Here is a 14176-nt window from a genome sequence, read left to right as displayed (position 1 = left end):
TCTATGGCAAAATCAAAAATAAACGAACAGGCATTTAATCTTGACACCGGGTTAACCGGCCAATACAAAACCTGGTTCCTGGACTATGCATCTTATGTGATCCTGGAAAGGGCGGTACCTGCGGTGGAAGATGGGTTGAAACCCGTACAACGGCGTATCCTGCACGCCATGAAAGAAATGGATGATGGCCGGTACAATAAGGTGGCCAATATCATTGGACAAGCCATGCAGTACCACCCGCATGGTGATGCCAGTATTGGAGATGCCCTGGTGAATATGGGACAAAAAGACCTGCTGATCGATACACAGGGTAACTGGGGTGATGTGCGCACCGGCGACGATGCGGCGGCAGCCCGGTACATTGAAGCACGCCTGAGCAAATTTGCCCTCGACGTAGCCTTCAATGCAAAGACTACCGAGTGGGCCTTGAGCTATGATGGTCGTAAAAATGAGCCGGTAACCTTGCCCATGAAGTTTCCCTTATTGCTGGCACAGGGTGCTGAGGGTATTGCGGTGGGCCTCGCTACTAAGATATTACCACATAATTTCATCGAACTGATCGAAGCAGCCATTAAATACCTGCGTGGAAAGAAGTTTGAATTGTTGCCCGATTTCCAAACAGGCGGTATGATGGATGCCACTAATTACAATGAAGGCAAACGTGGAGGAAAAGTGAGGGTGCGCGCTCATATTGAGGAATTGGATAAAAAGACATTGGTGATCAGGGATGTTCCTTATGGAGTAACTACAGCCCAGTTGATGGACTCCATTGTAAAGGCCAACGACCAGGGAAAGATCAAGATCAAGAAAGTGACCGATAATACAGCCGCTGAAGTGGAAGTGCAGGTAGACCTGGCTCCCGGCATTTCACCGGATATTACCATCGATGCCCTGTATGCCTTCACCGATTGTGAAGTAAGCATCTCGCCCAATGCCTGTGTGATCGTTGACCATAAACCACAGTTCCTGAGCGTGTATGAACTGCTGCGCCTGTCGGTAGATAAGACCAAGGACCTGCTGAAGCGTGAACTAGAGATCAGGTTGGGTGAACTGCAGGAGAAATGGCACTATACCTCACTGGAAAAGATCTTCTTCGAAGAAAAGATATACAAGGAGCTGGAGAAGAAACATGAGACCTGGGATAAGGTATTACTGGCGATCGCCAAAGCATTCGAACCATTCAGAAAGCAACTGAAGCGCGATATTACCCGGGAAGATATTGTAAAGCTGACCGAAAAGCCTGTACGTCGTATCTATAAGCTGGATATTGATGAGCTGAATGATCAGATCAAAGGCCTGGAAAAAGATATCAAACAGGTGAAGCATGACCTGAACAACCTGGTTGATTTTGCAGTAGCCTATTATGAAAACCTGCTTGCTAAATATGGCAAGGGCAGGGAACGTAAAACAGAAGTAAAGCTGTTTGAAGCCATTCAGGCCAAGCAGGTGGCCATTGCCAATATCAAGATATATGTAAACCGCGCTGATGGATTTATTGGCACCAGCCTGAAGAAGGATGAGTTTGTAGCCGACTGTTCAGCACTTGATGATATTATTGCCTTTACCAAGACTGGTAAGATGAAGATCGTGAAGGTATCCGACAAGGCCTTCATTGGAAAAGATATCATCCATGTGGCATTGTTCCAGAAGAATGATGAGCGTACGACCTACAATATGATCTACGTGGATAGTAAGTCCGGCATCAGCTTCGCCAAGCGATTCAATGTAACCGGTATTACCCGTGATAAAGAGTACGATCTTACCAAGGGCGATGAAAAGAGCAAGGTGCATTATTTCTCTGCCAATCCCAATGGTGAAGCGGAGATCGTGAAAGTTGTACTCAATCCCAACAGCTCTGCACGCAATAAGGAATTCGACTTTGCCTTCGAAGAGCTGGAGATCAAGAACCGCACCAGTATGGGCAACCAGGTTACCAAATACCCCATCAAGAGCGTTAAGTTCAAAGAGGCAGGTCGTTCTACACTGGGTGGCCGTAAGCTCTGGTTTGATGACCAGTTTGGTCGCTTAACCACCGAGACCAAAGGCGAATACCTGGGTACTTTCCAGCCCGAAGACAAACTGCTGGTTATGTATCATGATGGAACTTATGAGATCACCGATCAGGAGTTGACCAAGAAATTTGATGTAGACAGTGTGGTCGAGATTGAGAAGTTCAATCCTGAGAAGATCGTGACCGCCATTTACCTGGATAATGATAAACAGCAATTTAATATTAAGCGGTTCAAAATTGAGACCACTACGCTCAATAATAAATTTATGTTTATCAAGGAAGGAGATGGCAACTACCTCGATTCTGTTACTACCCACCCGGAGCCTATTGTGTTGATTAAATCGGGCCGCGGCACACAGGCACGTACACAGAAGATCAAGATCCATGGCTTTGTAGAAGTGATGGGTTGGAAAGCGGTAGGTAATAAACTGGCCGACTTTACCAAGAGTACCGAGTTTGAATGGGCCATGAAAGAGATCAAAGAAACAGAGAACGATCAACCTGAATTATTTTAGAGCAATCGGGTAGGGGCCAGTAATGGCCCCACCTTTTACTACATATACCCTCAACCCTCCCCCTCCCATAACATGAAAAGGATTTTAGGTTCTTTATTGGTGATAGCATTATTGGCCACCAGTTGCGGCAAGGAAATCAGCACAGAGACCAATGGCGCCGGTACAGCTCCGGGACCCGGCCCGGGTACAGGCGGCAGCGGTACACCAGTTACTGGTACCTACCAGCCTTTTTCAAAGAACAGTTACTGGAAATATAAACAGACGGGTGCATTTCCAGGTGAAATGACCGTTACCAGCACGGGGCAAACGCGTACAGTTAGTGGCATTTCCTGCGGCGTATTCAATAATACCAGCACCATCACCAACCCACCGAGCACAGGGGAAGGTTTGTTTGGAATTAAAGATCATAATTATTATTCGGTGATAAAAGCTGTTTCTCCCAATACAGGGGCGCTCCTTGATATTACTTTCCTGTACATGAATGATACGGCATCAGTAAACTATGATTGGGATCATGTAGCTGGAACAGGCAATGGTTTTAAAATCATTACTTCAGGTCTGGTGCTTGAAAAGGGGATCATCATGACGGTAGAAGGCAAAACCTACACCGATGTGATGCATACCGTTGTTCAACTACAGTATGAGTTGCCCGGTGTTGGGTTGGTTCCATTGACCGACTATGATTACTACGTTGCCAAAAACATCGGCATTATTAAGATAAAAACAATAGCCGATGACCCAATGGGCGGTGGTGATATAAGGACGGAAATGAACCTGGTCGAATATTCTATCAAATAACAATCGCATTCGCAATACTCTTTTTATATCTATGTATCAGCTAAATGCTAAAAGCTAATGGCCAATACCTGCTTATTGCTTCTTCTTTTTCCTCAATCGCACCAGTGCATTCTGCTTAAGGCTGCTGGAAAGGTACATCTCATACCGATGAACGCCGTCTGTCACTACCATCAGCGCAGTATTGGGAGGGTATTTACCTAAGTTTTCAGCAAACATGCCAATTTCACTCACGGGTCTTTTATCATCCAGTACGATATAGATGGTCATGGCCCTGGAGCTCAGTTCCTGCTTTACGATGATCGGTGTCTTGTTCAGTAATACACTCACTGTATCGCCATCTATATCTCCATTATCGTAAAAGCTTACCCGTATGGAATCGCTTTCTATTTCCAGGTCCTGCATATAGATATTCTTCCTGCCCTCAAATTGATTGACCAGTTTGGCGCTTACCGATTCTTCTAATTTGGCAGGTTGCAATACCAGCGAGTCAGGCGTTATCACTGCTGTAGCAGCTACAGGCTTGCTCTCGGGTGTATTGGAATTGGTGGGATTAGTAGGAGTGGGATTGAATACGATCACATCTTCCTGTTGGGGTTGCCAGAATTTACGGCCGGTGGTGGCGCTGGCCAACAGGTTATCCTGGTTTTGTTCATTGTCGAGGGTAAAACTGGTGCGCAGTTCCGGACAGGTATATTTGTATTTAGGCTCTGTTATGAAAGAACCGCTCAGGGTGCTTTGGGCCTGACTTACCATCAGTTTGCCATAGAAGCTCATGGGGCATTCAATGCCGCCCCGGGTGGATGAACTGTAATGGAACATGGATAGGTTAGGTATCAGCACCTCCCGGGTAGTCTTATTATAGGTGCCCCTTACAAAAAAGCTTTGGTAACTATCCTTGAAGTAGTAGCCGAATATACCTTCTACTTCATCACCCTTTTGCTTCAGTATAAATTCTGTTAAATAGTTGTTCTGATTACCCTGATCCACTACATCGGCCCTGCCAAACCAGGCGCCGGTTACAGTTTGAGCACCCACCTGGTGGGCTGCAAAAAGCGATAACAGGAGGAGTGTCTTTTTCAGCATACGTGAAATTAAGGAGAAAAAATCAAGCCAGAAACGGAAGAGGGGAGGGTATTGAGTCTGGAGTGCTGAGTCTGTAGTCCTGATTTCAGCGCTTGCTACTTCATATATCTTTTCAGCTCACGGTCATTGTCCCGTTGTTTGATGGTCTCACGCTTATCATACAGCTTTTTACCCTTACCCAGGCCAATTTCCATTTTAGCCAGTCCGCCTTCATTAAAGAAGATCTTCAGGGGAACGATGGTATATCCCTTTTCCTTGACCTTGGCCTCAATTTTACGCAATTCCTTCTTTTGAAGCAGCAGCTTTCTTTCACGTACCGGGTTGTGGTTATTGCCTATTCCATGAGAATATTCTGCAATGTGGAGGCTTTTGATCCAGAGTTCCCCTTTCTGAAAATAGCAATAGCTATCATTGAAGCTGGCCCGGCCGGCCCGGAGCGATTTAACCTCCGTTCCCATCAATACAAGTCCTGCATCGTATTTGTCTTCGATGAAAAACTCATGATAGGCCGATTTGTTGCTGATTGACATGGGAAATACAAGGATCCAGAAGTCAGAATTCTGTATATAGAATCCGGGTACCAGCACGGGGCGCCCTTCTGAATTCTATATACTAAATTCTATATTCTAATATTCTTTTAGTTTTTAAACAATGAAAGTACAGTAGCCAGTTTATCTTTTAACTCTTTGCGGTGCACAATGAAATCGAGGAAACCATGTTCCAGCAGGAATTCACTGCGTTGGAAACCTTCCGGCAGGTCTTTTTTGATCGTTTCCTTGATTACCCGGGGACCGGCAAAACCTATGAGGGCCCCTGGTTCTGCGATATTCAGATCGCCCAGCATACCAAAGGAAGCTGAAATACCTCCGAAGGAGGGGTCCGTCAGTAAAGAGATATAAGGAATACCGGCATCGGTAAGTTGCGATAGCTTACCCGATACCTTGGCCAGTTGCATCAACGAAAAAGCGCTTTCCATCATCCGCGCGCCACCCGATTTACAAATGATCATCAGCGGGATGCGATGCTCCAGGCACAAGTCGGCAGCCCGGGAGATACGTTCACCCATTACACTGCCCAGCGAACCGCCAATGAATTCAAAATCCATACAGCCGATCACCATGTCCAATGACTTCACCGTGCCCCTGGCTACGCGGATAGAGTCTGTAATATCCGTTTTGGCCCAGGTTTCCTGCAGGCGTTTGTCGTATGATTTCAGGTCCGTAAAGTGCAGGAAATCTTTGGAACGGATGTTCTCATAGAGAATTTCGTACTGGTCTTCATCAAAAATGATGTCGAAATACTCTGAACTGCCAATACGGTGATGGTAATTGCATTTGGGACAAACAAAAATATTCTCCCGGAGCTCCGTTACTGTACATATATAACCGCATTCCGGGCATTTGCTCCAGAGTCCTTCAGGTGTTTCTTTTTTTTCGGCGGTACTGGTGAGAATCCCCTTCTTGATCCTTTTGAACCAACTGCTTTTTGTCTCTTCACTTTGTCCTTCTTCTCCTGCCAGATTGGCCTCAAAATCCTCTTCTTGCTTCATTAGGTCGATTTTAAGGGGGCTAAGATAGGTATTTTACAATAAGTGCAAGAAGTACAATCTAAAGTGCGTTCTGAATGGATGGGATAAATGAGGTAAATGGCGGCTGGTTGATGTGCCATAATAGCAGTGTTATATATTACCTCCAACCAACAATTGTGTAATCGCCACATGGTGTAACGAAATGTTGCAAAGAAATGTATATATATCAGGAAATTTTTTACCGAAATATGATATTTCACATTGCTGCGTTATTTTTGCGTCGAAATCAGTCGAATAGATCAATTTACCTCACGATGAAGACTTTAGCTCATCCTGAGACTTGCCAAGAATCATAAATACTAACCAATGAAATGGTCTGCCTTCTTTACGTCCTCGATCGGCAAAAAACTGGTAATGAGTTTAACAGGTATTTTTCTGATCACCTTCCTGGTGGTCCATGCGGGGATCAATGCCTGCATTTTTGCCGACCTGTTTGATCCCACCGATGATGGTGAAATGTTTAACCGGGCAGCTCATTTTATGGGATCAAGCTGGGTGATCCGTGCCGCAGAAATTGGCCTGTTTGCGTTTATCATCCTGCACGTGGTACAGGGATTTATGGTGGAATTCCAGAATCGCAGCCGCCGTGGCGTAGGATACCAAAAGACTATGGGCAACAAAGGCAGCAAATGGTACAGCCGCTCCATGGGCTTGCTGGGCACCTTGTTGTTGTTGTTCCTGATCATGCACATTTCCCATTTCTGGGTACCTTCCCGCATTACGGGTTTGCCCGAAGCTTCTTATAATCCTGAGCACCATGACCTGTTTGGTAAAATGGCCCTGGTATTTGAGAACCCTTTCATTGTGATCCTGTATATACTGGGATGTATTTCCCTGGCTTATCACCTGGCACATGGTTTCCAGAGTGCTTTCAGGACCCTGGGCGTATACAACAAGCGTTACCTGGCCCTCATCAATGGCTTAGGTCTTGGATTTTCTATCCTGATCCCATTGATCTTCGCCCTGATGCCCATCAGCATGCATTTTCAGTGGGTAGGTTTACAGAACTAAGCAAACAAAAAGTTATTCCGGAGACCTGCTCCGGATAAATTAAAAACCATAAACTGGTTATATGTTGAATTCAAAAATTCCTGCCGGTCCTTTAGAAACCAAGTGGACAGATTATAAAGGTCATTGCAAGCTGGTAAATCCAGCCAATAAGCGTAATCTGGAGATCATTATTATAGGTACTGGATTGGCCGGAGCTTCGGCAGCGGCAGCACTCGGTGAGCTGGGTTATAAAGTAAAAACCTTTTGCTTCCAGGATTCTCCCCGCAGGGCGCACTCCATTGCTGCACAAGGCGGTATCAATGCAGCCAAGAACTATCAGAATGATGGCGACTCCGTTTTCCGTTTGTTTTATGATACCGTAAAAGGTGGTGACTACCGCGCCCGTGAAGGGAATGTGCATCGCCTGGCCGAAGTGAGCGCCAATATTATTGATCAATGCGTGGCCCAGGGGGTTCCCTTTGCCCGCGAATATGGTGGTTTGCTCAGCAACCGTTCATTCGGCGGTACACAGGTACAAAGAACTTTTTATGCTGCCGGTCAAACCGGTCAGCAATTACTCATAGGCGCTTACCAGGCTTTGGAGCGTCAGGTAGCGTTGGGCAACGTAATACAATACTCCCGCCATGAAATGCTGGATATTGTAAAGATCGACGGCAAGGCCAGAGGCATCATTGCCCGCGACCTCATCACCGGTGAGCTGCAGCGCCATTTTGGTCATGCCGTATTACTGTGTACCGGTGGTTATGGCAACGTTTTCTACCTCTCTACCAATGCCATGGGCAGCAATGTAACCGCTGCCTGGAAAGCCCACGTGAAAGGCGCATTTTTTGGTAACCCCTGCTATACACAGATCCACCCCACCTGCATACCTGTAAGTGGTGATCACCAGTCCAAGCTGACCCTCATGTCCGAAAGCTTGCGTAATGACGGTCGTATCTGGGTGCCCAAACAAAAAGGCGATAGCCGCCGGGCCGATGAAATTCCGGAAGAAGAAAGAGATTACTACCTCGAAAGAAGATACCCGGCCTTCGGTAACCTGGTACCCCGTGACGTAGCTTCCCGGGCCGCCAAAGAACGTTGTGATGCAGGATATGGCGTAGGAACTTCCAAGCAGGCCGTATACCTCGATTATGCAGATGCTATTGAACGTTATGGAAAGATAGAATGCCGCAAACTGGGTATCAACAATCCCGATGCAGCAACCGTACGTAAGCATGGTGTTGCCGTGGTGAAAGAGAAATATGGTAATCTCTTCGATATGTACGAAAAGATCACCGGTGAGAATCCCTACCAAATACCCATGCGTATTTATCCTGCCGTGCACTATACCATGGGTGGCTTGTGGGTGGATTATGAACTGATGACCACTGTACCTGGTTTATATTGCCTGGGTGAGGCTAACTTCAGCGACCACGGTGCGAACCGCCTGGGCGCTTCTGCCCTGATGCAGGGATTGGCTGATGGATATTTTGTAATTCCTTATACCATTGGTAACTACCTGGCCGATGAGATCCGCACCAAAGCGATTCCCACTACTGATGCTGCTTTTGTAGAAACAGAAAATGCAGTGAAGGCCCGCATTGAAAAACTGATGGGCATTAAAGGAAAGCAAACCGTGGAAAGTTTCCATAAACGCCTCGGTAAGATCATGTGGGAGAAGTGTGGCATGGCCCGCAATGAAAAAGGTCTCCAGGAAGCCATTGTAGAAATACAACAACTCAAGAAAGAGTTCTGGAGCGATGTACGCATCCCCGGTATCATCAATGAAATGAATCCCGAGCTGGATAAAGCCAACCGCGTAGCTGACTTTATTGAACTAGGTGAGCTGATGTGTAAAGATGCACTCAACCGCAGAGAAAGCTGTGGTGGTCACTTCCGCGAAGAATCACAAACCGACGAAGGGGAAGCACTGCGCGATGACAACAACTTCCAGTACGTGGCTGCCTGGGAATACAAAGCCGATAGCCAGTGGGAGTTGCACAAAGAGAATTTGGAATTTGAAGTGGCCAAGCCAACTCAACGTTCTTATAAATAATCAAGCAAAGACAATTATACCCGGTACTTAATAATATACTATGGAGCATTATAACATGAATCTGACCCTCAAGGTCTGGAGACAAAAGAATAAGGATGACAGGGGACAATTTGAAACCTACCAGGTGAAAAATGTTTCGTCGGAAATGTCCTTTCTGGAGATGTTCGACGTCCTCAACGAAGAACTTATTCGGGAAGGGAAAGATCCCATCACTTTTGACCATGATTGCCGGGAAGGGATTTGCGGCGCCTGCTCTATGTATATTGATGGTCGTCCACATGGTCCCTGGCAAGCCAACACTACCTGCCAGCTGCACATGCGGGCCTATAAAGATGGCGATACCATCGTGGTAGAACCCTGGAGGGCAAAAGCCTTCCCCGTGATCAAAGACCTGATGGTAGACCGTACCGCTTTTGACCGCATCATCCAGGCGGGTGGTTATATCTCCGTAAATACCGGTAACCCAGTGGATGCCAATGCCATTCCCATTGAAAAAGACAAGGCCGATCTGGCATTTGCCAATGCAGCCTGTATCGGTTGCGGCGCCTGCGTAGCAGCTTGTAAGAACAGCTCTGCCAGCTTATTCTTATCAGCCAAAGTAAGTCACCTGGCTTTACTGCCCCAAGGTGATCCTGAACGTAAGGACCGTGCGTTGAACATGATCGCTCAAATGGACAAAGAAGGATTTGGTGGTTGTACCAATACCGGCGCCTGCGAAGCCGTATGTCCCAAAGAGATATCCATCAGCAATATCGCCCGCCTCAACAGCGAATACCTGCGGGCTGGCCTCACCATCGATAAGTAAGTTTCATTGGCTTATAGATCATTTTAAACCGGCTGAATGGCCGGTTTTTTTTGTGTTCTATGTTCTGAGTTGGTGCCCCCTGGGACTCGAATCCAGTACCTACTGATTAAGAGTCAGGGCGCCCCTTGCTAAAAGCTAATACCTTACCCCTAACAGCTAACACCTCTTTTCAACCTTTGCTCCTCAATTGTTGTTAATTTACCTGATGGAATATAAAGTACCTTCTCAAACCCGCATCGGGCATGTACACCTCAAGGTGTCGGACCTGGACAAGTCGCTGGCCTTTTACCGCGACCTGCTGGGCTTTGAAGTAATGCAACGCTATGGTTCCCAGGCAGTTTTTATCTCTGCCGGCGGTTACCACCACCATATTGGCCTCAATACCTGGTACAGTCGCAATGCGCCTCCGGCGCCTCAAAAAGCGCCGGGCCTGTTTCATACGGCGATCCTGTATCCGACCCGTAAGGACCTGGCTATTATCCTTAAAAGGCTTATAGGGGCACAATATCCATTGACCGGTATGTCGGACCACGGCGTCTCAGAAGCCATTTACCTCGATGATCCTGATGGCAATGGGGTAGAGCTCTATTGGGATAAACCAAAAGAGCTATGGCCGTTGGATGCTGCCGGCGAGCTGCAGATGGTGACAGAGCACCTCGATGTGCAAGGCCTCCTGGCCGAAGCAGAATAATTTTCACCCTTTACACCAATGGTTGTACCAATCGCCTCAGAATGAGTATTTTCAGCACAACTAAACATCTGCTGCATGAAAATTATATGCTTATTGCTGATGGCTGTATGGATCACAGCCTGTAATCAAAGTTCTACTACTATGCAATCGTATCAATGGCCCAAAGATATTAAGACCCCTGTTGTGGCAAAAGAGCCTAAAGAATTTAAAGCACATGGAGATGTGCGTACAGATGAATATTACTGGCTCAACCAGCGCGACAATGCCAAGGTAATAGATTACCTGAAAGCAGAGAATGCCTACCTCGACACCATGATGGCCGGCACCAAAGCCTTCCAGGAAAAACTCTTTGCCGAAATGAAAGGCCGCATCAAAGAGAAAGATGAATCATTGCCTTTCAAGAGCAATGGTTATTGGTATTACTCCCGGTTTGAAGAAGGGAAGCAATATCCTATTTTCTGCCGCAAGAAAGAAACACTCGAAGCGCCGGAAGAGATCATGCTCGACCAGAATCAAATGGCCGAAGGATTTAAGTATTACTCCATCGGTGGAAGGTCGGTCAGCGATAACAATGAACTGCTGGCCTATACTGTTGATTCTGTAAGCCGTCGCTTGTATGGGTTGCGGTTCAAAAACCTCAAAACAGGTGAGATCTATCCCGAGACAATTGCCAACGTAGAAGGCAACGACCTGGCATGGGCAGCAGACAACAAGACCTTCTTCTACATCAAAAAAGACATCACCACCTTATTGGGTTACCAGGTGTGGCGCCATGTGCTGGGCACCGATCCCAAACAGGATGTACTGGTATATGAAGAAAAGGACAACCGCTTTTACATTAATGTATTCCGCAGCAAATCAAAAAAATATGTAGGCATTGTAGCCGATATGAACCAGGTGTCTACAGAATACCGCCTCCTGGAAGCGGCCAATCCCACAGGTTCCTTCACTGTTTTCCAACCTAGGCAGGATAATTTCCAATATACACTTGAGCATTTCAATGACAAGTTCTATATACTCACAGATTGGGAAGCGCCCAATTTCAGACTGATGGAAACACCGGAAGGAAAGACCAGCAAAGAGAACTGGAAGGAAGTAATTGCTCATCGCAAAGATGTTTATCTGTCCACCCTCACCGTTTTTAAGAATCACCTGGTGTTGGGAGAAGTAAAAGATGCCCTCAATCAACTCAGGGTCATCAACCAAACCGACAAAAAGGATTATTACATAACATTTGATGAAGCAGTATATACCTCTTTCGTCAATGTAAATCCCGATTACAATACCAATATATTACGGTTTTCCTATGCCTCCATGACTACGCCCAATTCTATCTATGACTACAATATGGATAGCCAGCAGCGTGAGCTGAAGAAGCAGACCGAGGTATTAGGTGGCTTTAAGAAAGACGAATATACCTCCGAGCGTTTATGGGCTACTGCCTGTGATGGCGCCAAGGTACCTGTATCGTTGGTATACAAGAAAGGGATAAAGAAAGATGGCAGCAATCCGCTCTTGCTGTATGCCTATGGCTCTTATGGCTCCAGCATGGCCCCGGGTTTTAATGGTAATGTGATCAGCCTGCTTGATAGGGGATTTGTGTATGCCATCGCCCATGTGCGGGGCGGACAGGAAATGGGCCGGCAATGGTATGATGACGGACACCTGTTCAAAAAGAAGAATACTTTTTATGACTTCATTGATGTAGGCGAATTCCTCATCAAAGAAAAATACACTACCAAAGAGCACCTGTATGCCAATGGAGGCAGTGCCGGTGGCCTGTTGATGGGTGCAATTACCAATATTCGCCCCGATCTCTGGCATGGGGTAGTAGCCGATGTGCCGTTTGTGGATGTGATCACCACCATGTCCGATCCAAGCATTCCCCTTACCACGGGTGAATACGAAGAATGGGGCAATCCTGCCGACAGTGCAGAGTATTTCTACATGAAGTCCTATTCTCCCTACGATAATGTGGAGAAGAAAGCCTACCCCAACCTGTTGGTCACTACGGGCCTGCACGACTCACAGGTGCAATACTTTGAGCCGGCCAAATGGGTCGCCAAACTCCGGGAGTTGAAAACAGACAACAATGTAGTGCTGTTCAAGATCAATATGGAGGCAGGACATGGCGGCGCTTCAGGCCGTTTTGATTACCTGAAAGATGTGGCTTTGCGGTATGCCTTCTTCCTGGCACTGGAAGGGAAAACGGAATAGGTCGGAAAAGATCAATCAAGGTTTAACTGAATAAAAAGGGGCTGTATCGATCATTTGATACAGCCCCTTCGTTTTGGAAGCTATTGCTTATTCAACAGTTCAACTATTTCCGGGCGCTGAATGATCCGCTGATCTCTTTTGTCTTGATGGCGCAACCCGAATCATCATAAAGAGTAGCCTGAAAATCTCCACCGATAATTCCACCACTTTGAAAACGCCCAAGGCTTAAACTTCCACTGGCATATTTAGTGATGGAAGGCGGCCCGCATTCCGTATAGACCGTTTCATATACATCTCCCGAAATATTACACCTGATCTCCGATTTACCGCTTTGCGTGGGATTGCCATAGGGGAAGCTGCCTACATCGCTTCCATTAATAAGTAGCAATACACTTTTACCTTGCGCAGTAACACCCTGGATCATAATATTGGCCCCCGATATAAGAACGCTCACGCCTACGCAGCTAAATGGTTGCCCATCGTAGGTACCGGCCATGTAGTTCTCTTTTACGATGTGGATCTTTCTCCGCAGCAATATTTTTTTATTGACTAAACGCGAAGGCCGGCGCATATTTTTTAAGGTTACCCGTATCTCTGTTTCTGATGCCTCCGTTATGGTGGAAGGAGCAGTATAATCAACTACCACTTTCAGAAAATCATCAATATTTCCAGGCCCGGTGATCTCCCACTTTTCAAATCCGGCCTCATTGGTATATTGGTTGGCATGGCCCAGCGGTGTTTCGTCTCCCTGCTCTTCCGTAGTGGGTACAGATACTCTTTCCACCAGTATCCTGGTAGATTCACCCGCCATTAAAGTGGACTGCAGTGGCCTCAACAGGAAATACCCTGTAATGCTGTAATCATGCAGGCCAGTGGTCTGTACAGTTAGCGTATGTGCTGTTGTATCCTGTACGGTCTTGTTGAGTGCTCTCCAGGTACCTCTATTGTCCTGGTAGGCAATATCCAGCGCTTCTTCTTCCCTTCCGTCCAGTATAGCATCGTTGTAGGTGAGGGTGATTGTAGCAGGTTTGCTGAATGCTACGTTGTCCGGCAGCAACCGGAAAGATGGACCTGCACCCAAGGGTACTGTATTGCTGATCGGTTGTATAGAAAAATTAGTGGGCGCTGCTACCGCACCAGCAGGGATCGAAAGGCTGATCTTCCCATCTGCGCTGGTGATCGTCCCGCCTGCCGGCCCAATACTTTTTTGGACCACCGCTCCTTCCGGGGTACCGGCGGGGTAGGTCATAGGGATATAGGGCTCATCAGTCCCGGGATTGCCGTTATCGTCGATAGGTTTCTTACAGCTGCCCAGGGCCACGAGGACAGCCATAGTACAGGCGATAGATAGTTCTTTACACAAGATTTTCATGACTGGCTGGTTGAATAAAAGGGTAAACTTAATCAGGCCGCTGCCAGTGT

At 46.8% G+C, this 14176-nt stretch carries 11 protein-coding genes; 7 read left to right on the top strand and 4 right to left on the bottom strand.

Going from position 1 to position 14176, the window contains the following annotated elements; translation table 11 throughout:
* Positions 1–3 precede the first annotated feature (3 nt).
* Complete coding sequence (locus D3H65_RS13880) at positions 4–2526, top strand: DNA gyrase/topoisomerase IV subunit A (protein ID WP_119050889.1); 2523 nt, start codon at positions 4–6, stop codon at positions 2524–2526.
* A 72-nt stretch (positions 2527–2598) separates the two neighbouring features.
* Positions 2599–3324, top strand: coding sequence for a hypothetical protein (locus D3H65_RS13875; protein WP_119050888.1), 726 nt, complete (start codon positions 2599–2601; stop codon positions 3322–3324).
* Positions 3325–3396: 72 nt separating this feature from the next.
* On the opposite strand, the gene D3H65_RS13870 is transcribed toward D3H65_RS13875, so the two are convergent.
* The 3 genes from D3H65_RS13870 to accD all read right to left on the bottom strand — a co-directional run bounded on the left by D3H65_RS13870 (position 3397) and on the right by accD (position 5956).
* Positions 3397–4407, bottom strand: coding sequence for a hypothetical protein (locus D3H65_RS13870; protein WP_119050887.1), 1011 nt, complete (start codon positions 4405–4407; stop codon positions 3397–3399).
* A 95-nt stretch (positions 4408–4502) separates the two neighbouring features.
* Positions 4503–4937 (bottom strand): SsrA-binding protein SmpB, encoded by a 435-nt coding sequence (smpB, locus tag D3H65_RS13865; RefSeq protein WP_211345677.1) that lies wholly within the window; start codon positions 4935–4937, stop codon positions 4503–4505.
* Between the two features lie 107 nt (positions 4938–5044).
* Positions 5045–5956: an acetyl-CoA carboxylase, carboxyltransferase subunit beta gene (accD, locus tag D3H65_RS13860; RefSeq protein WP_119050886.1), complete on the bottom strand. Its 912-nt coding sequence runs from the start codon at positions 5954–5956 to the stop codon at positions 5045–5047.
* 345 nt (positions 5957–6301) lie between these two features.
* Here accD and D3H65_RS13855 point away from each other — a divergent pair, with 345 nt between their 5' ends.
* The 5 genes from D3H65_RS13855 to D3H65_RS13835 all read left to right on the top strand — a co-directional run bounded on the left by D3H65_RS13855 (position 6302) and on the right by D3H65_RS13835 (position 12754).
* On the top strand, positions 6302–7006 hold the full coding sequence (locus tag D3H65_RS13855) for a succinate dehydrogenase cytochrome b subunit (protein ID WP_119050885.1): 705 nt from the start codon (positions 6302–6304) through the stop codon (positions 7004–7006).
* Between the two features lie 61 nt (positions 7007–7067).
* Positions 7068–9041, top strand: coding sequence for a fumarate reductase/succinate dehydrogenase flavoprotein subunit (locus tag D3H65_RS13850; protein ID WP_119050884.1), 1974 nt, complete (start codon positions 7068–7070; stop codon positions 9039–9041).
* A gap of 40 nt (positions 9042–9081) precedes the next feature.
* Entirely contained in the window at positions 9082–9846 is a 765-nt protein-coding gene (locus D3H65_RS13845) for a succinate dehydrogenase/fumarate reductase iron-sulfur subunit (protein ID WP_119050883.1), read from the top strand.
* A 205-nt stretch (positions 9847–10051) separates the two neighbouring features.
* Positions 10052–10537 (top strand): VOC family protein, encoded by a 486-nt coding sequence (locus D3H65_RS13840; protein ID WP_119050882.1) that lies wholly within the window; start codon positions 10052–10054, stop codon positions 10535–10537.
* Positions 10538–10612: 75 nt separating this feature from the next.
* The gene (locus tag D3H65_RS13835) at positions 10613–12754 is read left to right on the top strand and encodes a S9 family peptidase (RefSeq protein WP_162915623.1); all 2142 of its coding nucleotides are present in this window, start codon (positions 10613–10615) and stop codon (positions 12752–12754) included.
* 103 nt (positions 12755–12857) lie between these two features.
* On the opposite strand, the gene D3H65_RS13830 is transcribed toward D3H65_RS13835, so the two are convergent.
* Positions 12858–14126, bottom strand: a complete 1269-nt coding sequence (locus tag D3H65_RS13830) for a hypothetical protein (protein ID WP_119050881.1) — start codon at positions 14124–14126, stop codon at positions 12858–12860.
* Positions 14127–14176 lie beyond the last annotated feature (50 nt).

The organism is Paraflavitalea soli (genome assembly GCF_003555545.1).
GTDB classification, from domain to species: domain Bacteria; phylum Bacteroidota; class Bacteroidia; order Chitinophagales; family Chitinophagaceae; genus Paraflavitalea; species Paraflavitalea soli.
Note: the sequence above shows the minus strand (reverse complement) of the source record. Positions and strands in the feature narration are given on the sequence as shown.